The 21517-nt window shown below is 47.7% G+C and carries 24 protein-coding genes; 14 read left to right on the forward strand and 10 right to left on the reverse strand.

The window, feature by feature from the left end; all coding sequences use genetic code 11:
- Positions 1-41 precede the first annotated feature (41 nt).
- Positions 42-1235: a stalk domain-containing protein gene (locus tag AC3WU2_RS07785; RefSeq protein WP_492452896.1), complete on the reverse strand. Its 1194-nt coding sequence runs from the start codon at positions 1233-1235 to the stop codon at positions 42-44.
- 151 nt (positions 1236-1386) lie between these two features.
- Positions 1387-2406, reverse strand: a complete 1020-nt coding sequence (locus AC3WU2_RS07790) for an NADH:flavin oxidoreductase/NADH oxidase (protein ID WP_492452898.1) — start codon at positions 2404-2406, stop codon at positions 1387-1389.
- 181 nt (positions 2407-2587) lie between these two features.
- Here AC3WU2_RS07790 and AC3WU2_RS07795 point away from each other — a divergent pair, with 181 nt between their 5' ends.
- On the forward strand, positions 2588-2932 hold the full coding sequence (locus tag AC3WU2_RS07795) for a winged helix-turn-helix transcriptional regulator (RefSeq protein ID WP_379344614.1): 345 nt from the start codon (positions 2588-2590) through the stop codon (positions 2930-2932).
- 57 nt (positions 2933-2989) lie between these two features.
- On the opposite strand, the gene AC3WU2_RS07800 is transcribed toward AC3WU2_RS07795, so the two are convergent.
- Positions 2990-4096, reverse strand: a complete 1107-nt coding sequence (locus tag AC3WU2_RS07800) for a TFIIB-type zinc ribbon-containing protein (protein WP_492452900.1) — start codon at positions 4094-4096, stop codon at positions 2990-2992.
- Positions 4097-4106: 10 nt separating this feature from the next.
- On the reverse strand, positions 4107-5180 hold the full coding sequence (locus AC3WU2_RS07805) for an SPFH domain-containing protein (protein WP_492452902.1): 1074 nt from the start codon (positions 5178-5180) through the stop codon (positions 4107-4109).
- Positions 5181-5370: 190 nt separating this feature from the next.
- Here AC3WU2_RS07805 and AC3WU2_RS07810 point away from each other — a divergent pair, with 190 nt between their 5' ends.
- The 3 genes from AC3WU2_RS07810 (at position 5371) to AC3WU2_RS07820 (ending at position 7324) form a co-directional block, all read left to right on the forward strand.
- Positions 5371-6195 (forward strand): TrmB family transcriptional regulator, encoded by an 825-nt coding sequence (locus AC3WU2_RS07810; RefSeq protein WP_492453205.1) that lies wholly within the window; start codon positions 5371-5373, stop codon positions 6193-6195.
- Between the two features lie 249 nt (positions 6196-6444).
- Positions 6445-7056 carry a DUF3990 domain-containing protein gene (locus AC3WU2_RS07815; RefSeq protein ID WP_018754786.1) on the forward strand — a complete coding sequence of 204 codons (612 nt, stop codon included), beginning with the start codon at positions 6445-6447 and terminating at the stop codon, positions 7054-7056.
- Positions 7025-7324, forward strand: coding sequence for a hypothetical protein (locus AC3WU2_RS07820; protein ID WP_018754787.1), 300 nt, complete (start codon positions 7025-7027; stop codon positions 7322-7324). Before AC3WU2_RS07815 ends, AC3WU2_RS07820 begins: the two co-directional genes overlap by 32 nt.
- On the opposite strand, the gene AC3WU2_RS07825 is transcribed toward AC3WU2_RS07820, so the two are convergent.
- Together AC3WU2_RS07825 and mscL are read right to left on the reverse strand one after the other, a co-directional pair.
- On the reverse strand, positions 7248-8081 hold the full coding sequence (locus AC3WU2_RS07825) for an NUDIX hydrolase (RefSeq protein ID WP_492452905.1): 834 nt from the start codon (positions 8079-8081) through the stop codon (positions 7248-7250). The two genes, AC3WU2_RS07820 and AC3WU2_RS07825, sit on opposite strands and share 77 nt — an antisense overlap.
- Positions 8082-8097: 16 nt before the next feature.
- Complete coding sequence (gene mscL, locus AC3WU2_RS07830; RefSeq protein ID WP_379344623.1) at positions 8098-8589, reverse strand: large conductance mechanosensitive channel protein MscL; 492 nt, start codon at positions 8587-8589, stop codon at positions 8098-8100.
- Positions 8590-8775: 186 nt separating this feature from the next.
- On the opposite strand from mscL, the gene AC3WU2_RS07835 reads away from it, so the two are divergent.
- Together AC3WU2_RS07835 and AC3WU2_RS07840 are read left to right on the forward strand one after the other, a co-directional pair.
- Positions 8776-9360, forward strand: a complete 585-nt coding sequence (locus tag AC3WU2_RS07835; RefSeq protein WP_018754790.1) for a xanthine phosphoribosyltransferase — start codon at positions 8776-8778, stop codon at positions 9358-9360.
- Between the two features lies 1 nt (position 9361).
- Positions 9362-10663 (forward strand): nucleobase:cation symporter-2 family protein, encoded by a 1302-nt coding sequence (locus AC3WU2_RS07840; RefSeq protein WP_492452908.1) that lies wholly within the window; start codon positions 9362-9364, stop codon positions 10661-10663.
- A 294-nt stretch (positions 10664-10957) separates the two neighbouring features.
- Here AC3WU2_RS07840 and AC3WU2_RS07845 read toward each other — a convergent pair whose 3' ends face one another.
- The 4 genes from AC3WU2_RS07845 to AC3WU2_RS07860 form a co-directional block, all read right to left on the reverse strand.
- Positions 10958-11863, reverse strand: coding sequence for a diacylglycerol/lipid kinase family protein (locus AC3WU2_RS07845; RefSeq protein ID WP_492452910.1), 906 nt, complete (start codon positions 11861-11863; stop codon positions 10958-10960).
- Positions 11864-11996: 133 nt separating this feature from the next.
- Entirely contained in the window at positions 11997-12275 is a 279-nt protein-coding gene (locus AC3WU2_RS07850) for a transposase (protein WP_379344630.1), read from the reverse strand.
- Between the two features lie 90 nt (positions 12276-12365).
- A complete protein-coding gene (locus tag AC3WU2_RS07855) occupies positions 12366-12707 on the reverse strand; it encodes a hypothetical protein (protein ID WP_492452912.1) in 342 nt (113 codons plus the stop codon).
- 3 nt (positions 12708-12710) lie between these two features.
- On the reverse strand, positions 12711-13898 hold the full coding sequence (locus AC3WU2_RS07860; RefSeq protein ID WP_492452914.1) for an MFS transporter: 1188 nt from the start codon (positions 13896-13898) through the stop codon (positions 12711-12713).
- A gap of 232 nt (positions 13899-14130) precedes the next feature.
- Here AC3WU2_RS07860 and AC3WU2_RS07865 point away from each other — a divergent pair, with 232 nt between their 5' ends.
- From AC3WU2_RS07865 to ctaG, 8 genes are all read left to right on the forward strand, one after another.
- Positions 14131-15051, forward strand: coding sequence for an ABC transporter ATP-binding protein (locus tag AC3WU2_RS07865; RefSeq protein ID WP_018754796.1), 921 nt, complete (start codon positions 14131-14133; stop codon positions 15049-15051).
- Positions 15051-15797, forward strand: coding sequence for a DUF2705 family protein (locus AC3WU2_RS07870; protein ID WP_492452916.1), 747 nt, complete (start codon positions 15051-15053; stop codon positions 15795-15797). Before AC3WU2_RS07865 ends, AC3WU2_RS07870 begins: the two co-directional genes overlap by 1 nt.
- Positions 15798-16028: 231 nt before the next feature.
- The gene (locus AC3WU2_RS07875; protein ID WP_018754798.1) at positions 16029-16208 is read left to right on the forward strand and encodes a hypothetical protein; all 180 of its coding nucleotides are present in this window, start codon (positions 16029-16031) and stop codon (positions 16206-16208) included.
- A gap of 420 nt (positions 16209-16628) precedes the next feature.
- A complete protein-coding gene (coxB, locus tag AC3WU2_RS07880; RefSeq protein WP_492452918.1) occupies positions 16629-17663 on the forward strand; it encodes a cytochrome c oxidase subunit II in 1035 nt (344 codons plus the stop codon).
- Between the two features lie 47 nt (positions 17664-17710).
- A complete protein-coding gene (ctaD, locus tag AC3WU2_RS07885) occupies positions 17711-19561 on the forward strand; it encodes a cytochrome c oxidase subunit I (RefSeq protein ID WP_492453207.1) in 1851 nt (616 codons plus the stop codon).
- On the forward strand, positions 19558-20178 hold the full coding sequence (locus AC3WU2_RS07890) for a cytochrome (ubi)quinol oxidase subunit III (protein WP_018754801.1): 621 nt from the start codon (positions 19558-19560) through the stop codon (positions 20176-20178). Before ctaD ends, AC3WU2_RS07890 begins: the two co-directional genes overlap by 4 nt.
- A 3-nt stretch (positions 20179-20181) precedes the next feature.
- Positions 20182-20499 carry a cytochrome C oxidase subunit IV family protein gene (locus AC3WU2_RS07895; protein WP_018754802.1) on the forward strand — a complete coding sequence of 106 codons (318 nt, stop codon included), beginning with the start codon at positions 20182-20184 and terminating at the stop codon, positions 20497-20499.
- Between the two features lie 99 nt (positions 20500-20598).
- Complete coding sequence (gene ctaG / locus AC3WU2_RS07900) at positions 20599-21507, forward strand: cytochrome c oxidase assembly factor CtaG (protein ID WP_492452921.1); 909 nt, start codon at positions 20599-20601, stop codon at positions 21505-21507.
- Positions 21508-21517: the final 10 nt, after the last annotated feature.

Genomic DNA, 21517 nt, shown 5'->3' on the forward strand with positions numbered 1-21517 from the left:
GGCGACTTGTGGTCGTATCCAGAGACTCCGCTCTTGCTGTTCTATTCCACATCGACGAATATGTATGCCCATGTGGTCATAGCAGGCCCATGTTCGGTCGTAGGGATGTATTTAGGGCTTAGAACCTGAATGTAGTAATATCCTTTCTGGGATAAGGTGAAGGACCCGGAGAACTTCTGGTTCTTGATAGGAATCTCGAATTGCTGCATTTGTTGATAACTTTGATACGAATCAGCAGACTTATCATCATATCGCAGCACCTGTACGGTGAGTTTATCGAATTGATCGTTCTCGAATAGAATATCTCCAGACAATTCGATTTTCTCATTTGGTTTCACATGAAAATATCCGCTTGTCGGTTGGGTGAAAGAGAGATTTTCACGATCGTCGAATGATTTGGTGATTTGAACAGGAACCTTTGACGGATCAGCAACTTTGCGCATCACCGTAATCTTCTTCTCACCGACGGATACAGCAGTCAGCAGAAGGACATTCATACTTGGTTTAAGATCTGCGGTCAATTGCATACGATTATAGATTCGTCCGTCGATCGAGATATTTTTTGCAATCACCTTACCAGCCTCGCCTGACCATCCCCCTCCATTCTCTGTATACATGTATTGAGGAGTGTACATATCCTGTTGATAGAGCATCGTGAATGTTGCTTGGGATTGATCCGTTTCCCAATGCGGTATAAGAACTTCAATGATTTTATTGCTCCAAGCCCAGCTCATCGTATTGTCCGAGACGCTGACCGAGATTCCAAGCCACTTTAGGGCGCTGACAGGAATATAAGTGGTCTCTTTTGAAATGAACGGCTTTGGGATCTTTTCATCCAACAAGGTGTTTTTGTCGTCCAAATAAATACGATCAGAGCCAATGCGGAACATGAGATCTTGAAACGGCGGTCTGATTTCCTTATTCATGATCACTCGAATGGTTTGTTTGGTTGGACTCCATGAAACGACGCCTGCACCGGTACGCCCGAGTGTCCGGAGGGAGACGTAAACACGTCCGTTCTTAAGGATTGGCTTATCGATCGCAATGGATTTCCCATCGAGCAGCGCACTTTTTCCTTGCAGATCAAATTTCATTTCATGATTCACACGATACATTCTCGCGATATCACCTTGCGGGTCCAATGCTGAAGGCATTGAGGCGGGAGCGGCGAAGATACTCGTGTTCAAGCTTAATACTACGGCGATTGCAAGAATCATACACAACCATTTTCTCATGATCATCGTCCTCTGGGTTAATTTGGAATATTATAATTATGGACGTGATCCTGGCAAAATTGTTGCACAAGAGTTTATCTATACGCCACAAAAAAAGCACAAGGATTAGCCGAAGCTATCTCTTGTGCTTTTCGAATCTTTTTCTCGAAAATTAATAACCTCTTACATATTGCTTCGGAGGTGCGACATCCTTCGATACCGCCTGCATCGCATGCAGCGCCCAGTAAGGATCCCGCAGCATGCCGCGGCCTACAGCGACCAGATCGGCATCTTCATTCGCTACAGTGGCTTCTGCCAGCATCGGATCATCGAGGATCCCAACAGCAATGACAGGGACATTCAACGCTTCCTTAATCGTGCGCGCCATGGGAATTTGATATCCAGGATAGTTACCTGGCTTCTTGCTGCCCGCAGGCGCTTCGCCACCCGTGGAGATGTGGAAGAGATCAACGCCAGCTTCTTGATATTGACGGCAAATCTCGATCATATGGTCGATGTCATAACCGCCGTCCATGTATTCGATCACGGAGACGCGCATAATGAGCGGCATGTCAGCTGGCATGACACTTTTCATCGCTCGAATAATTTCGACGCCAAATCTTGCGTAATCTTGCCCGTATTCATCCGTACGCTGATTGAGCGCAGGGGAGTGGAATTGATGGATGAGGTAGCCGTGTGCACCGTGAATCTCAATGGTATCCACGCCAGCTTCGACGGCACGACGCGCAGACTCTTGGAACTTGCTGACCATCTCTTTTACTTCATCGGTCGTGAGCGCACGAGGGGTTTTATCTTTCTCTGTCACCGGGATGGCTGAAGAACTGACGGGAACGAGCGCATCCATCGCTTTTCGTCCGGCATGGGCGATTTGGATACCGATTTTCGTGCCGTATTTATGCACCTCATCGATAATTCTGCGATAAGCTGGAATTTGATTATCCGACCATAACCCAAGATCGTAGTTGGAAATTCGTCCATCGGGTTCAACATCCGTCATTTCCATAATGATGAGTCCTGTTCCGCCTACGGCGCGGGATACATAGTGGACAAAATGCCAGTCTGTCGGTGTACCGTCCATCGCTTCAACGGAATATTGGCACATCGGCGGCATGACGATTCTATTTTTTAACTCAAGGCCTTTCAGGCTAAATGATGTGGTTAAATGTGGCATGGTATTCTCTCCTTTGTATCTATTGGAATGAGGTTCTTTTACTCGCAGCTGCTGTAATTGAATTATAAATAAACAACTTTAAAAAAGGAAGTAGTGATATTTTTTACATATAGTTTCCCTTAGGGAAGTATTGTGATATATTCAGGTAAAAGCGCGAAAATAAGTAGAGGAGGGCGACCCCTTGGATGGATCAGAACACCTTATTTTAACCAAAGCCCCGTTCGGCAAAACATGTGCCATTGAAAAAACGCTTGATGTGATCGGGACGAAATGGACCTTCTTAATTCTGCATGATTTATTGATTGAAGGCACGATGCGGTTCAGCGACATTCTGAAATCGATGGACGGCATTAGTCCGAAGACGCTAGCGCTCAGACTCAGAGAGTTAGAGCATCACGGTCTGCTGACGCGCACGGTGTATCCGGAAGTACCGCCACGGGTGGAATATACATTGACGGAGAAAGGGAAGCAGCTGGAAGGTGTGTTTATTGAGATGAAGCGGTTTGGTTTGAGTTTAATCGATTAATATAGACGCAGCCAAAAAAAGAACACGATGGGCAAACCCATGGTGTTCTTTGTCTTATCAGGCTGGTGGTGCTTGTTGAGCAAATACGGCTACCAGGATTAAGGCGACTAGAATGCAGAACAGTGTGAAGAACGTAATCTTCCAGCCGCTGCGCGGCACCTTGCCTGATACTTTACCGGTCTCGCCGTTCACCATGTATCGAAAGGTTTTTTTCTTATACGTATAAGTCGCGTTCCATAATGGCAGTAAGATATGTTTATAGGTCTCGTTGGACGTGCGCGTCGAGATGCTCAGATTCCGAATCTCATCCCCGCCGATTTCATCCCGGATTTCGCGCTCCAGCTGGTCATCCATGCGAGATGCCGCCTCATCCCAGCCTTCACGCAGAGGGACTGTATACCGTTCCGCGATAAACCCGCTCAAGTATTCCGGCTGGTAAGGAATGAGCTCTTTTAAACCGAAATCCTGGAATCGATCGAGCAGGTTCGTATCATGCTGATGAGATGCCGGGATAAGAATATCATCGAAGGAACGATCATAATCGCCACTCGTCCAATGCCATACGGTATAGCGAACTTGCTCGGTGTATGTCTCCGTCTTCCCGTCGACGACACGGGTACGCGTCTCTGTCCGATAATGGTACACGCCTCGTTCTGCCGAATAAGAGGACTCGGTATCTGCATCGAATGTCCAGAAAGGGATATAGATTCCAGAGACGTTCGAGCGCGTATTTAGCTTCTTGAAGGCATTCGGTACGAACCATTTCTTCTTTTTCCATTGAAGAAAAGCGATGTTGGCTTCATCTTTGGAAATGTGAAAAGGCATAAGCGATTCGGGCCGAATCCCCGTTGGATCGCCCTGCGCTAGCACCTTCGGCGACCCACAAAATGCGCAGAGTCCAGCGGTCTGTTCCGCAGGGATAAGCATCTGAGCGCTGCAATTCTCGCATTTGACGACTTGCTGCTCGGTGCCCCAGTCCATGCGCGAAGCGTCGGAATCATCGAGGAAATCGAGCTCGTATTCGTGGATTTCCTCCTCGCCATGGGCGATCGGGGTCAGCGTGCCGCAATACCCGCATTTCATCTGCTGGCTCTCCGTGTCGAATGTCATCTGCGCCCCGCAGCTCTTGCATGGAAATCGAATCGGTGCTTCTGATGCAGCCATGTCGTTCCTCCTATACCTTATTTCCACAATTGGAACAGAACTTCACGCCGGAGGCAAGCGACTGACCGCATTCGGAGCAGAATTTCTTCTCGGGACGAGGTGTACCGCAGTCCGGGCAGAACTTGTCGGTCGGCTTCATGCCATGGCCGCAGGCACCGCAAGGCTCTTGGCTCGCAGCGGCGGGCTGCGCCGGTTCACTCGCTTGCGGCAGATTCGGTGCGCTGGAAGGTGTATTCATCGCTTGTTGGAACATTTGCCCCATCGCCATCCCTGCACCCATCCCAGCCCCGGCACCGGCCAATCCATTGCCCGGATTGTTCGCCGCATCCCGGATCGATTCGGCCGCTTGGAATTTCATATATTGATCCAGGTTCCCTGCGACGTTCATGGAAGATTTACGGTCGATCATGCGTTCAACCTCTTCTGGCAAAGAGATATTCTCGATGAAGAAGCCGGTTAAGGACAGCCCATACCTATTAATCGTCGGTTCAAGCTTCGAGCGTGTTGCCTCGCTAAGCTCATCGTAATGCAGCGCAAGATCCATAATTGGGATGCGTGATTCGGCTAACAGATCGCTGACGCCCGAGATGATCATGGCTCGTAGATATCCGCCAATCTGATCGGGGCTGAAGGAAGGTTGCGTGCCGAAAATTTCTTTTAAGAAGAGTGCAGGATCCTGTACGCGAAAAGCATAGCTCCCGAAACCACGTAACCGTACGGCGCCTAAATCCGCATCACGCACAATAATCGGGTTCTGAGTTCCCCACTTCTGATCGGTGAAGTTCCGGGTATTTACGAAATAGACGTCGGCTTTGAATGGGGAGTTGAAGCCATATTTCCAGGATTTCAGCGCGGTGAGTAAGGGCATATTCTGCGTGCTGAGTGTGTAGGTTCCAGGACTGAACACATCGGCAATCTGCCCTTCATTTAGGAAAATAGCTGCTTGGGATTCCCGAACGATCAGCTTCGCTCCCATTTTGATCGCATGATCATATACCGGAAATTGATGTACGACTTCATCGGTCTGGTCGATCCATTCGATGACCTCAATGAACTGGCCTTTAATAAACGAGAACAATCCCATGCTTCTACCTCCATTGAATAAATCATGTATTTTGATAAATATGAATATAAAGTTACTTGCGACGTAGTCGTTTCTACCTATTATAACCAAATTGAGCACTCCCGTCCTGCAGAATCTATCACTTTCGCTCGAACCTTGTCCGATATGATATAATTTCTTGGACATGGAACAGTTGGGGGACATAAGGATGATGGAGCAGTTAGTACAACATTTAAAAGTGTTAGGTTTTACGGAGATGGAATCCAAAATGCTTATCGTCCTTGCAGAGCAAGGCTCGATGTCAGGCTATGAAGTAGCCAAGCGTCTTGGTGTATCCCGTTCGAATGTATATGCCGCTTTGCAGAAGCTGGTGGATCATGGGTTTGTGCTGTGCAGTAAGGGGGAGCCAACGCATTATACGTTGCTTCGTGTGGAAGAACTGACACGTATGATCGGGGATCAATTGCAGAATTCCATTCGTCATGTTGAACAGATGATGCCGAAGCAGTCGAGTGATGTGACGGAGTTTTATAGTCTAGATAGTGAGAAGAAGGTTATTGAACGCGTTCGGCAAGAGCTGGGACGGGCGAAGCAAGAGATTATTGTGGATGTCTGGGCCGAGGAGGCAACGCTGTTCCGGGAAGAATTAGAGCAAGCCGAGAAGCGCGGCGTCAAAGTCTTCTGGTCTGTAGTAGGCAGCGCGGAGGAGCATAGGCTTCGGAGAATGCAGCTTCAGCTTCATTCCTCGTTAGAGGGGGATGGATCGATGGCGGACCTGCACCCAGGGCGTAAATTCTCGATTGTCATTGACCGCAAATGGAGCATGCTCGGCATGCGGGGGGAAGAGATCCCGACGAAAGCGGTTGTGACGGAACATCCGGCGCTGCTGGAGCTGCTGCTAAATCATTTCGCGCAAGAGCTGGTGTTGTTTGAAGTGGAGCATGAGCTGGGGCCTGAAATTCGCGAACGGTTCGGAGCGAATTTCGAGGGCATTTACCGGAAATATTTTCAGAGCGGTCACGTGAATGTGAAATAGCTTATTTGTTCAAAAAGTCGGCTTTTCAGCACCGAGAAGGTTGTGAGAACCTGAAGAAGGAGGAACGGAGTTTAGGCAAAACCTAAATGAGTACCGGACTTCGAGGGTGAACGCAAGATTCGATGTCGAATCTGCAACTTGAAATACCTCGTGATCAAAAGCCGATGATTAGGAAAATAAAGGAATATTGGCATCCTCTATGGAATATGGAACTAAATGACGAGTTTAGTTCAATCAGGAGGTTGCCGGATGAATATCATCACACCGCAAAGGTTGTATCACGGTACGACGGATCAATACGTGCCATCCTTTCAGAATAAATTGCTGAATAGTCAGTATTGGCGTCCAGGACGCGATTTCGGAGAGGGCTTCTATACCACGATCTCTGCAGCACAAGCGAGAAGATGGGCGCATAAAATATCGCGAAGCTCCGTTCTAAGCCAAGTGCGAGCTTGCGTACTCGAGATCGAGCTGCTGGCGATGCCGGTGGACATCGAACCCCGTATCTTCTTGAGCGATTCGATCGCATGGGCCGAGTTCATCATGGCGCACCGCAATGCCGATGTGAAAGGACAGGATCCTTGCACACAGCACCCGGATATTATTATTGGACCGATGGCGGATAGTGACACTGGTAAAATCATGCAGGAAGCGATACAATTAAATAGAGACGCTCAATGGTTCTATGACCAAATTACGAGGTCGATGCGAGGCAGAAGACTAGATTCGCTATATTTGGGCAATCAAGTCGTATTTTCGTCAGAAAAATGGGAGTCATTTCTTCGTCTTGTTGGATATAATATATATATAGGAGGAAGGTGGGTCTATCATGAAAACGCAAGTGCGACTGAACACTTATGAACGTGGAATTGTCAATGCATTGATGACAGGCTTTGGATTTACGGCAAGAGCAGCACGTGAGCTGGTGGTTCAATATATAAGTGTCATTCGTAAACTGGGCGGTTATGATCCCTGCTATGACCATGCCGAACGATTGGTTCAGGCACGTCAACTCCAAGTTACGCCAGAGGCTTGGCTAGAGCGAATTCAGGCTATTGACCGCGAAGTCGCGAAGGACAAAGGCATACCGCATCTCGAACGCAGCGAGCCCTATGCTCGCGTAAGATAATATAGAAACCCCGCAAAGGCCTAAGATTCATGGGCACTTGCGGGGTTTCGTTGTTTAGAGCGCGGCTAATGCCGTCAGCACACGCTCGTAATAGGCATCGCCATGGGGCACGAAGTCGTGCCGACCGAGGCGTACACTGCAGGCGGAGAGCGCCGTCACGCCGTCGGCGCTCTCCGCCCCCGCAGGGGCGAGCTGGCCTGGCCGCTCGCCCCTGCGGGAACGCGATGCCGCGCGCGTCGACCGACTCGCGCGCGCCAGCGAGCAGTTCAAGCATCTCGCGCAGCGATGCTTGGTAGAGCCCAGCCACTTCCGACGCCTGGAGGCGGTAGGAAGTGAGGGGTTGATCGCAGCGTACGCCGAACAGGTGGCAGTACTCGCGATCGATGAATGGAACACCGCGCACTTCGCCGGTGTTCTCGTATTGCGCCGCCCCGAGCGGTGTGAGCGCTTCGAACGCGACCGTGAGGCCAAGCTCTTCTTCGAGCTCTCGCGCTGCCTGACGCACGGTCTCCCCGGCTGCGAGATGCCCTGCTGCCGTAGTATCGTAGCAATTCGGGAACGTGTCCTTCAGCGCGTTGCGCTGCTGGAATAAGACTTGACGATCCAAGCCTTCGCCGCTAACGATCCAGCAATGGAAGGATTGATGCCAGTAGCCCTTCGCATGTACTTCGGACCGCGCCGCCACGCCGAGATGATTCATGGCTTCGTCATAGATATCGAATAGCTCTTCATCTTTCGCATTTGTAATTGCCGCCATGCCGTTCGTATCTCCTTTATACTCCCGCAGAAGGCTCCGTCTTCGTCAATTGTGATGTGCAATGTCCGCAGCGTGTAGCTTGTACCGGAATCGAAGAATAGCAATAAGGGCAATCTTTCGTTGTTGGCTCTGCAGCCACTTCTTCTTTTTTCTGTTCACGCTTCAGCATGTTAATCCCTTTGACCAGCATGAAGACGCAGAAAGCAATAATGAGGAACTCTATAAGTACATTAATAAATTGACCATAAGCAATGACGGCCATGCCTGAATCTTTTGCTTCTTTGAGTGTGCTAACCTCATGTCCATTGATCATCTTGGTCGCCTCAAGCGGAATATATAAATCTTTAAAGTCTACCGCACCAAGCAATCGTCCAATCGGTGGCATAACGACATCATTGACGACCGAAGTTACAATTTTACCGAATGCTCCCCCAATAATAACCCCGACTGCAAGATCGATGACATTCCCGCGAACGGCAAATTCTCGAAATTCTTTCATAATTTTCATTGAATCCAATCTCTCCTTTACCCATACTAGCTAATCCCAATATTAACATTATAGGGTGTAATTGATTTGTTTAAAACAAGGTAATCCTAGAAAATACCGTCAAAAACCGAACGAATCCTCTTTCACCATGTCGAATTATGCGGTATACTTCTACTTTATAGTGTACAAATAACGGGGGGAACCATTGTGAAATTGCTGCGTGATAAAGTCATCTCAGATGGCATCGTACTCAATAATCAAGTTTTGAAAGTAGATTCGTTCTTGAATCATCAGATGGATCCTGTGCTCATGCAGGAGATGGGCAAGGAATTTGCTCGACTATTCGCAGAGCAGGGCGTGACCAGAGTTTTGACGATTGAATCCTCAGGGATTGCGCCTGCGATCATGACGGCATTAGAGCTAGGCGTTCCATTAATTTTTGCACGCAAGCAGAAATCACTAACACTTCGCGAAGATATCTTCACAGAGAAGGTCTATTCTTTTACGAAGCAAGAGACGAATGAAGTGACCGTATCCAAAAAATTCATCCATGCAACGGATCGCGTGCTGATCATCGACGACTTCTTGGCCAATGGGGAAGCGGCATTCGGTCTAGCGCGTATCGTCGAGCAAGCAGGAGCGAGCGTTGCGGGAATCGGTATTGTGATTGAGAAGGCATTCCAGCCCGGTGGGAAGAACCTCATCGAAGCGGGCTATCGCTTGAAATCCCTCGTTCGCATTGCTGGACTGGAAGATGGACAAGTCCAGTTCGTAGAAGAGGATGAAGCGTAACATGCAACTGAATCGCCATCCGCTCAAGACCTTATCTCTTGGGTTTCAACATGTCTTAGCCATGTATGCTGGCGCCGTTATTGTACCGCTTATTGTAGCGGGTAATCTCGGGATGAGTCAAACAGAACTGACATATCTGGTCGGTATTGATCTATTAATGTGCGGTGTGGCGACATTACTGCAATTATGGAATAACCGGTTTTTCGGTATCGGATTGCCTGTCGTTCTGGGCTGTGCTTTCCAAGCGGTAGCACCCATGATTACGATAGGAAAAGTATATGGCATTTCCGCAATCTATGGCGCGATTATCGCATCAGGCTTGTTCGTCGTGCTTCTCTCCGGCTTATTCGGCAAATTAATTCGATTTTTCCCGCCTGTCGTAACCGGTTCGGTCGTGACTACGATTGGAGTTACCTTGATTCCTGTTGCTTTGACTGATTTGGGTGGTGGACAAGGAGCGGAAGACTTCGGAAGTCCGCAGAACTTAATGCTCGGATTTGGCGTTCTCATCGTCATTATCCTTATCAATCGGTTCACTCGAGGATTTATGCGTGCGATCTCGATTTTGCTAGGTTTGGTGCTAGGTACAATCGCTGCTGGCTTTATGGGCAAAGTTAATCTTCATCCGGTGCTCGAAGCAAGCTGGCTGCATCCGATCAAGCCGTTTTATTTCGGCACACCGACATTCGAGCCATCTGCTATTCTGACGATGATTATCGTCGCGATCGTAAGTATTGCGGAGTCGACGGGGGTCTTTATGGCACTCGGTAAAATTATGGACCGTGAGATAACTTCGAAGGATTTGGCGAAAGGATATCGCGCAGAAGGCCTTGCGATCATGCTTGGCGGCATATTTAACGCCTTCCCTTATACGACGTATTCGCAGAACGTAGGACTCATTCAGATGAGCCGCGTGAAGACACGAGATGTCATTGTGACGGCAGGGGGGATTCTCGTCCTGCTCGGATTCGTACCGAAAATCGCCGCCATGACGACGATTGTCCCGACCTCCGTTCTAGGTGGCGCGATGATTGCGATGTTCGGCATGGTCGTGTCATCCGGGATTCGGATGCTCGGATCGTCGGTTGATCTGAACAATCATGAGAATTTGCTGATTATTGCTTGTTCGGTTGGGATGGGTCTTGGTGTTACGGTTGTGCCGAATCTGTTCCACGCGTTGCCGGGTGAATGGAAGATTCTAACGGAAAACGGTATCGTTGCAGGAAGTTTTACAGCGATCATTCTTAACATTCTATTTAATGTTCTGCGTCGGAGCAAACCGACAGATACGGAAGAAGTATAAACGAAACCCCTCTAAGCGGTAGACGCAAAGAGGGGTTTTCATGCTTTTCTAAAGTCTTTCCTGTATTTCTGCAGTGTAGAGTCGGTATTTCATGCAACAGCAGAGCTAGGTTGTATAATTGCAGGATAGCGGGCGCAAAAAGCACGAATCAGGGCTTGTGAGTATATAGTTACTGCAAATATACATCATAGGTAGGAGTTACGGTCGAAATGTAATCCCTACAATGTATCAAATCCATGATAGGAAGGGTAGTGGCATTATTAATTAAATAGATATGAGTGCGTACGAAGCATGCTAACCGTGCGCCGTCATCAATTGAAGCGCACCTGGCTGGATCTCAGCGGAAAGCGGCGTTACCGCGACCTGTTCACCGTCGCCGAAGCCGATGCGCTGCAGCTCGGATTGAATCTCAATCTTCGAGGCACGGAGCATTGTGACGAACGGGAGCTTCGTATGTCTGCCGAAGAGAATAGTAGGGAATAGTCGCAACAGCTGCCATTTCGTGCAGCGATGCACGACGCATACATCTAACACGCCGTCGTCCGTACGAGCTTCCGGACAGATTCGCAATCCGCCGCCGTATGAGGTCGTATTCGTGACCGCGACCAGCCAGGCTTGGTCGAATGTCTGAGCTGTGCCGTCGTCCAATATCAGTTCAAGCCGTGCAGGCTGATAGCGGAACAACGTCTGCAGCACGCCGATAATATAAGCAAGCCGCCCGATACCTAGCCGGTTGCACCAAGCTTTGTAGCCGCTCGCGTTCACCGCGTTCGCGACTTCCGCGTCGAAGCCGACCGCGAGCGCCGTCAGCGTGCGCTCGCCGCCGGCTGTGCCGATCAGGTCGATGCTGCGCATACGCCCTGACAGAGCCACATCCAGCGCAGCCAGAGGCTTGCGCGGGATGCCGAACCCCCGCGCGGTATCGTTCCCCGATCCCGCAGGGATGACCGCGAGCGGAATGCCGCTCGCGGAGAGCAGCGGCACGATACTATGGATCGTGCCGTCGCCGCCGAGCACCGCCACGAGCGTGGGCGGATGCTCGTCAATCGCATCGCGCACACACTGCTGCGCTTGTGCCGCGCTAGAGGTGATGGCGTAGCGATAGGGGACACCTCGTGCCTGTAAGACAGGCTCGATTTGGCCCCATACGCGTCCGCCTGCACCGTTGCCGGCTTGTTCATTGATGATGAAGAAATACAAGTAAAATCGCTCCCCAGTTGTCATGTCTTGAGATCATTATAGGAACAGACCTGGGTACGCGCAATCCTAAACTCTAATGAACGTTAGAAGGCCTCCCGTCCGAAGAGGGGAGGCGCTGCTGCTAATCGTGTATTTATTTATCCGATTGATCTTGATGGAGCCTTGGATGAACTTGTTTCTTTTGGTTTTCGATTTCATCTTTTTTGGGTACCAGCCGCGGGTCCGTCTTGCCTTCGTGGTGGTTACCGAACATATACTCTTTGAGTTCCCATTCGGTCGTTCCGAGAACGAGATTAGCCGGGAAAGTCTGTCCGCGATGGAGATGCTCTTCTTGTCCTAATTCATTCGTATAGATGCCGTCAACTTCAACCCGTTCGTGTGAGACGGGATTCATGTCTTTCTCCTTACCCATGCAATCTAGCCCCTTTCAATCAAAGGTAATCTTACTGAACTCATTACCCTTAACTTCCCCAGCCAATTGCAGAGCTATGCATCAGGCACCTTACATCAATCGTAATCCGCAGGAAGGACAATCAATATGCTGATCCGTCACCAAGGTATGGCATGCGGGGCATGTATCTTCGAACGGTCCGAGCTCATTGGCCACTCGTTCAGCTTCGCGTGCACGAGCTTCTTCCTCTTTCTTCTGCTTATCCGAAGCTTGTGGGCTGCCACCGAATAGGGCTTCCACATACTTCTTCATTTCTGAATGTTTGTCTGAGTCGTCCGTCGTCGCTTTAATAATAATAAAGAAAATGATGAGGATGATAACAACAACCGCGATGGACAGTGTTGTGCCGATCCAGTTCACTGTATCGCTGTAGTGCGGCGCTTGCTCAGACATCGGTTACTTCCTCCTTGTAGGTTGGTGTGCAAGTAATCGAAATGGAAAGAATACATAGAACAGGGCAATGAGCCCGAAAAGAATGGAACTAATGAGAACGACCTTCTGTGTACTCATAACGGAAGCGAGATAACCACCAAGCACCGGACCAATCATGACGCCTATGCCTTCGACCGTCGAGAATATCCCCCAACCGAGCCCTTGCTGCGCTGGCGGGACATATTGTGCCAATAGTGCATTCCATGCAGGAAGCACGGCAGCATAAGAGATACCGAGTACAATGGCCCATACGTAAGCCATGCCAAGGCTAGGACCTTGAGAGATGGAGAAGAGGGCAAATGCGAAGATCAAGAACCCCAGCACGAGGAACCATTTCTTGCCGAACCGATCGGACAATCGTCCCATTGGAATCAATCCGATAACGGTACAAGCTCCACCGAAGAGCAGGAGCAGCGTATATTCGGTATTCGTGAGATGCAGCGATTCTTCTGCGAAGCTCGGCAGGATCGGCACGATCATACTCGCCCCGGTCGTCTGCAGAATCATCCCTGGCAAGAGCGGCTTCATAGCCCGTAGTCGATCCTTAAGAATCATAAGCTGCTCACGGAACGGGATGGCCCTGACTTGATTGACTTTCTTATTCGTCATGAATAGGGATAGAATCCATGCCAAGATGGAGAGCGCGACGAGAATCCAATAAGTAAGGATGGGATAATGTTCGATAACAAGATTGCAGACAACAGGCCCAAGACCCATGCCGACAAGCCAGATCGTATAGAGAAAACCCATTTGCGTGGCGCGGTTCTCTTCCGTCACTTTGGTAAGACAGACAATCCAGATGGGAGAGATGCCGATACCATAAAGAGCTGAAGCTAGAACGAAAACCCATGCCGTATGGGCATATTGGAATAGAAACATCCCAGCACAAGTAATTAGCAAGCCGGTATGAACAATGAAGCGTATCGAGAATCGATCGAGCAAATAGCCGATGACAGATTTGAGTACCGTATCCGTCAAATAATGGGCAGTCACAGCGACGCCGATCATTGCAACAGGGATGAAAAGAATATTTTTACCGTAAATCGGTATGAAACTGATGAGTGCCGCACCGCGAACGAACTCAACAAGGAATAGAATGGTGGCGAGCAGCCACATTTCAAGTCCCATGGACAATGTATTCTTTTTCAGCATAACAACGTATAATCTCCTTTAAATGATGCAGCTCATGGCAGCGATATCCATAATTTTAATATACACGATGGGCGTTCAAATGAAAAATAATCAATCATTACAGAAATGTAAGGTTACCATCCTTTTCTGAAAGGTAAATCAGTGTTTCAGATCGAATAGAAGCTTTATACTTGGAAATAAGTGAAATGCATGGTTCATGCAAGGTAAATTGACTAAAGCGAGGTCGACGAACATGTCTAATGATAATATTGTGGTTCAGCTCGAACATGTAAGCAAAGTAATTGGCGGAAAGACAATCATTAACGATTTATCCTTTTCCGTTGAGCGCGGCGAAGTTTACGGATTTCTAGGCCCGAACGGTTCCGGTAAAACAACAACGATCCGCATGATGCTCGGACTCATCTCGATGACGAAGGGTGAAATCTACATTGAGGGTCATAGTGTGCGTAAAGAACGATCGAAGGCCGTGTCCTATGTTGGCGCAATTGTAGAGAATCCTGAGATGTACAAATATATGACGGGGTATAAAAATTTGATCCATTTTGCCCGGATGAGCGCAACGCCGGTAAGCAAAGAGCGGATTCAAGAAATAGTGAAGCTCGTCGATCTGGAGAAGGCGATCCATCAGAAAGTGAAAACCTATTCCCTGGGAATGCGGCAGCGTCTAGGGATTGCGCAGGCACTCCTGCACGAGCCATCGATTCTCGTCTTGGATGAACCGACAAACGGACTTGATCCAGCAGGGATACATGAATTGCGCGATTACTTGCGTAAGCTAGCTTCCGAAGAGAACATTGCCGTCGTGGTCTCCAGTCACTTGTTATCCGAGATCGAGTTGATGTGTGACCGTGTCGTCATTATCCAGAATGGTCAGTATGTTGATGAGCGTACGATTAAAGGCGTTGATCTAACGCATCAAAAGCAGCCGGTTGCGATTGAAGTGGATGACCGTGTGCTTGCGAAGCAGCTCCTTGAACCTTACGACATTATTAATATCGAACAGAATATTGTTGTCGTTAATTTGGAGAAGGGTCAGATTCCTGATGTTATCGCACAACTTGCGCAGCATCATGTACGGATCTATCAGGTGGCGACGCAGAAAGAATCGCTCGAAGATATGTTCTTGTCGTTGACCAAAGGGGGAGAACGTTAATGTTTATGAAGTTATTTCAGAATGAATGGATGAAGATGAACAGCAAGAGACAAGGGTTGTACTTCAACCTGTTCATCATCGCGTTGATGGGCGGAATTGGGCTGGTCATTAAGCTCTTCGTTAAAGGTGCTTCGGAAGAGATGGATGCTTACATGTTCTTGTCCTTACTGTCCCAAATGATGCCGATGATCATTATGCTGTTCGGGGTTGTTATCGGGGCGCAGATTGTTACGGATGAATTCAAGGATGGCACGATTAAGCAGCTATTGATCCGTCCAGCGAGTCGAGCTTCCGTGCTCATGTCCAAATATGTTGCAGCGATCGGGATGTTCTTATTGACTTATGTCGTGATGATCGTCGCAGGATTTGCGATTGGTGCCGTACTTTTTGGTATAGGTGAAGGTTCCATTGTAGATCAGATTGTCTCCATATCGTATGGCATACCTTTCTCGATCTTCTTGCTGACGGTATCCTTTGCAGCTGGCGTATTTACGACAAGCCTTGGATTATCCATTGGAATCGGACTCTTCATTAATATCTTCAGCAGCATGTTCGGCTTAATGGCAGGCACGAAGGAATGGTCCAAATATGTCGTGCTGAAGTATACAAGTCTTGCGCCTTATGCCAAAGGGGCCGTGGATTCATTAGGTGTGAATATGTGGTTTGCTCTGACAATCATCATTCTCTCGATTGCACTCTTCGCAATTTTGAGCATCGTTCGATTCAAAACAAGAGAAATTAATTAATATTAAATTTAGAATCGCTGTCCATCCCTTATGGGACGAGGGCAGCGGTTCTTTTTGCGCTCCCCTCAAGAAATGGAATTTTTATAATCCACTGTAAACTTGGAAAGGTTATGATATAATATTCATTAGGAGGGTTTTTCCAATAATAAACGTAATATGTGGAAACGGTGAATCTTTTCCGCGTTCTCTAAAACGGAGCATGATCTACAAAGCTTTGGGAGGGAATTTTTCATGGCAACGAAGGGACACAATGAAGTAAGGGAAAGCATTAAAGAAATGGCACGTATTTTCCGACCTAAAGATCCTCGTAAGTTTGTGAAAGAATATATCCGAAAGTACCATATTATGGGAGGCTATGAAGAAGAGCTGACCACGATTGTTGAACATGAATTGGTAAAACTACAGTCTTAATCAAATACAGACCGCCTGCGCGAATGAAAACATTCGAACAGGCGGTTTTTTTTGTGAAATTTGCATATACCTATATAATGTAAAATTCGATTTCAGGTTTTATCGAAATGTGTCGATAAAGTGTTGTAATGAGGAGGATTACGGAAGAATTTGGAGTCAAAACGGAGGGGCCTAGGTGTTATGAAAGCGGAACGAAAATATATTGTAAGCGCATACAAATCGCGTAGTGGTGCGCCTTTTCTGACTTTTAGAACAATTTGTGAACTGGTGTATAAACATTGACAAAAATTCCCCCGGAAATTATAGTTAATTACGTGATACTGTTAATTGACAAGCGATTAGCATCCGTGTTAAAGCACGTAGATTGCTTATTTTGGGGAACGTCGCAATCTATGAAAATGTAAAAAGTGGGGTTGATCAATGATGAATCGGTGGCATGCAGTAAAGCGGCTCCTTCCAATTTTGGCAGGTTTGGCGCTTTTACTTTCGGCTTGCGGCCGTGCGGATCTGTCGACGTTACAGCCGCAAGGACCTATTGCAGAGAAGCAATATGATTTAATGAAATTATCAATTGGTATGATGACCGTCGTAGTCGTGATCGTGTTCTTGATCTTAGCCTACGTGCTCATTCGCTTCCGTAGACGCCCAGGGCAGACGGAAATACCGAAACAAGTCGAAGGCAGTCACAAATTGGAGATCATTTGGACCGTAATTCCGATCATCCTATTGGTGATTCTTGTTGTGCCTACCGTCAAGTACGTGTTTGAGTTTGCACAGGATTACACGAAGGATAAGAATGCGATTCAGGTGAAGGTCACCTCGCACCAATATTGGTGGGAATTTGACTATCCTCAGCTCGGAATTAAGACCGGTCAAGAACTTGTGATTCCGACGACGAAGAAAATTTCTCTTCAATTAAACACGGTTGACGTGCTTCACTCGTTCTGGGTTCCATCTTTGTTCGGTAAGATCGATACCAACCCTGAAGGTAATACGAATAAGATGTACTTTGAAGCGCCAAAAGCTGGCGTTTACCGCGGGAAATGCGCGGAGTTATGCGGTCAGTCTCATGCCTTGATGGATTTTAAAGTCAAAGCAGTGGATGAAGCGAAATTCGATGCATGGGTTCAAGAAATGAAGGCTCCAGCTGTATTGCCTCAAGATCCTGCGCTCGCAGCAACATTCGAGAAGAAATGTCTTTCTTGCCATGCTGTAGGGGATAAAGGCGGCACACTTGGTCCGAACTTAACAGGCATTGGTAATAAACAAGCGGTTGCTGGTGTATTACTGAATGATGAGGCGCCTGTTGAAGAGAACTTGAAGACATGGATTAAAGATCCAGTGAAAGTTAAACCAGGCTCCAAAATGCCTAAAGTTACTTTGACACCAGAAGAATTGGACGGCATTTCGAAGTATCTTGCGAATTATAAATTACAATATGACAACGGGAAGTAAGGGAGGCAATAACCTTGGCTCATTCGGTAAAAAGGTATCACGGGTTAATGGATTGGCTCACAACCGTTGACCATAAGAAAATCGGTATTCTGTATCTTATCGCCGGCGGATTGTTCTTTCTAATCGGCGGTATTGAAGCGATTCTCATTCGGATTCAGTTGATGCAGCCTAAAATGGATTTTGTATCCGCACAGACATTTAATGAATTGATCACGATGCACGGAACGACAATGATCTTCCTTGCGGTCATGCCAATCATCTTCGCCTTGATGAATGCGATTATTCCGCTTCAGATCGGTGCGCGTGACGTAGCGTTCCCGTTCTTGAACTCACTCGGATTCTGGACATTCTTCTTCGGGGGCTTGCTCTTGAACTTGAGCTGGTTGGTTGGCGGAGCACCAGATGCAGGTTGGACGTCGTATATGCCGCTTGCAAGTAATACATACAGTAACCACCACGGGGTGGATTTCTACTCCATCGGGTTGCAGATTGCCGGTATCGGTACGTTGCTCGGGGGGATTAACTTCCTCGTAACCATCATTAACATGCGTGCGCCAGGCATGACCTTCATGCGTATGCCGATGTTTACATGGGCGGTATTCATTACTTCGGCATTGATCTTGTTCGCATTCCCTGCGATTACTGTAGGTTTGGTTCTACTTACATTTGACCGCCTATTCGGTGCGAATTTCTTCGAAATCGCCAATGGCGGTAACGCAGTGCTATGGGAGCATATCTTCTGGATCTTTGGCCATCCTGAAGTATATATCTTGATTTTGCCGGCATTCGGTATTATTTCAGAAGTTATCTCAACGTTCTCAAGAAAACGGTTGTTCGGATACAGCTCCATGGTATTCGCGACGATTTTAATCGGGTTCTTAGGATTCATGGTATGGGCCCATCACATGTTCACGGCAGGTCTAGGACCTGTAGCGAACGCATTGTTCTCAATTGCGACGATGCTCATTGCCGTACCAACAGGGATTAAGATCTTTAACTGGTTGTTCACGCTATGGGGTGGTCAGTTAACATTCAATACGTCAAGTTTGTTCGCTATTGGATTTATCCCAACATTCGTCATGGGTGGGGTCACAGGGGTTATGCTTGCATCTGCGCCAGCTGACTTCCAGTACCACGATTCCTACTTCGTCGTAGCGCATTTCCATTACGTTATCGTCGGTGGTCTCGTATTCGGACTATTCTCAGGTTTGTTCTATTGGTGGCCGAAAATGTTCGGACGCGTATTGAACGAGAAGCTTGGTCAGTTGACGTTCTGGACATTCTTTGTCGGGTTCCATATGACATTCTTTATTCAACATTTCTTGGGCTTAATGGGGATGCCGCGTCGCGTGTTCACGTACTTGCCGAACCAAGGTTTTGATACGATGAACTTAATCAGCACCATCGGCGCGTTCTTGATGGGTGTAGGTACGATCGCATTCTTGATCAACATCGCGGTTACAGCTGCGAAGCCGAAAAATGCACCAAACGATCCTTGGGTAGATGGTCGTACTTTAGAGTGGACGATTCCTTCTCCTGCACCGGAATATAACTTCAAACAAACGCCGCTTGTGCGTGGTTTGGATGCTTACTGGAAAGAAAAAATGGCGGGTAATAAGGAAGTTCCAGCAGCTGAGCCTATTGGTTCGATTCATATGCCTTCACCATCGATTATTCCATTCATGATGTCGGTTGGATTGTTCATCGCAGGCTTTGGATTCATGTTCGCGAAGGATGAGTTCGCAAGCAGCTTCGTAGGCATGTTGTTCAATAATTATATCGTTGCAATTCTCGGTTTGGTTATTACATTCGGCGGTATGTTCTTACGTTCGGTATTTGATGATCATGGTTGGCATATTGAACCGGAGGAGCTTGAAGATAAGGGGGTTAAAGCATGAGTTCGCACGCAGAACATTTAGACGGCCAATTGCCTCATGAGCCGGAGAAGGCGACCCTGGAAGGACGCAACAAAGTCCTTGGATTCTGGTTGTTCCTCGGCGGGGAATCGGTATTGTTCGGAACTTTGTTCGCGACGTTCCTTGCCCTTCGCGATCAGATCGCAGACGGTAAACCAGGAACAGAGTTGTTCCAATTACCGACAGTGGCTCTGGCTACGTTCATACTCTTAACGAGTAGTTTGACGAGCGTATTCGCTACCCAAGCGCTTCATCGTCACAATGTCAAAGCAATGATCAACTGGTTGATCGTTACTGTTATTCTTGGACTAGGGTTCTTGGGTCTAGAGATTTATGAGTTCTTCGAGTATGTGCATGAAGGGCATAAATTTACGACAAGCGCATTCAGTTCTTCGTTCTATACGCTAGTTGGTTTCCACGGTGCTCACGTAGCATTCGGGGTTGTATGGATCGGAATTCTCATTGCTCAAATTTTCAAAAAAGGGTTAACGGTCGTAACCGCCCCTAAAATTTATGTAGCAGGTATCTACTGGCACTTTATCGATGTCGTGTGGGTATTCATCTTCACAGTTGTTTACTTGATGGGAAAGGTGGGCTAACGAATGTCAACACAGCATTCCGCTTCTGACTCGGCGAAGCACCGTCATCGCCACGAGGGACCTGGGAAACATATCGTAGCATTTATTTTCTCCATTGTTCTGACCTTAATCGCTTTCGCAGCGGTGATGGCAGGAGAAGTGAACAAGACATTTACGTACATCATCATTATCGTGATGGCTGTCCTGCAAGTCATTGTTCAATTGGCTTACTGGATGCACATGAAAGACCGCGGGCATTTGATGCCAATCATTTTCCTTTTTGGCGGAGCCTTGATTGCCTTTACAGCTATTATCATGGCCGTATATTGGGTTTGGTGGTAAAATAAGTAGAGGGGGGCAGTCATTGCTGCCCCTCTTTTCATGGATGAAGCCCGTCCCTCACGGACGGCAGTGTCCGTTCAATTAAGGAGGGATCAAGGCATGCTTGGCTTAGAATATTTTAGCTTCTCGGATTTATGGAGTCCTTGGTTTTTAATGCTTATGATCGTGATTACAGCTGCTTATTTTGTGATCATTGGTCCGCTTCGTACTCGATTTACCGAAGAAGGGACAACGAAGTTAGGGCAGAAAGTATGTTTTGTAGCAGGGATGGTGTTATTCTATTTGGCGCAAGGTGGCCCGGTCAATTTCTTAAGCCATTTGATGTTCACGTTCCACATGCTAGCGATGGCATTATCTTATATTATTGTGCCACCGCTCATTATACTTGGAATTCCAACGTGGTTATGGCGCTCGGTATTCCGCTATCGCCCGCTGCATAAATTGAAGTTTTTAATGCATCCCATTTTCACCGCAGTGCTGTTCAACGCGCTGTTCTCGCTCTATCATGTTCCCGCTGTTCACGATTATGTCATGCTTCATTTTGTAGTCCATCGGATCTATTATGTGGTATTATTAATTACCTCGATGATGATGTGGTGGCCAATTCTCAGCCCGATTCCAGGTGGCAAGCTGCAGGATGTTAGTAAGATGGCGTATATCTTTGTGAATAGTGTCTTAATTACACCAGCTTGTGCTTTGATTATTTTCGCTGGAGAACCGATGTATGCGACGTATAATGATCCGAATGTATGGGCTCAGGCCATGGGATATTGCTTCTCGGGCGATCCGAAGGTTCTGCTCGAGTTGTTCGATGGGCCTACGTTCTTCAATATCTTAGATCCGATGCAAGATCAACAAGTGGGCGGCATCATGATGAAGTTCATTCAGGAGCTTGTGAACGGATCAGCACTGGCTTATATTTTCTATCATTGGGTAAGAAGAGAAAGCCGGAACGATGATATGGACGAACTACCGATCATGGGCTCGGAGAATTGGAATAAAGCATAAGGTGATGAGG

The sequence above is a fragment of the Paenibacillus sp. EB106-05-06-XG162 genome, assembly GCF_058791655.1.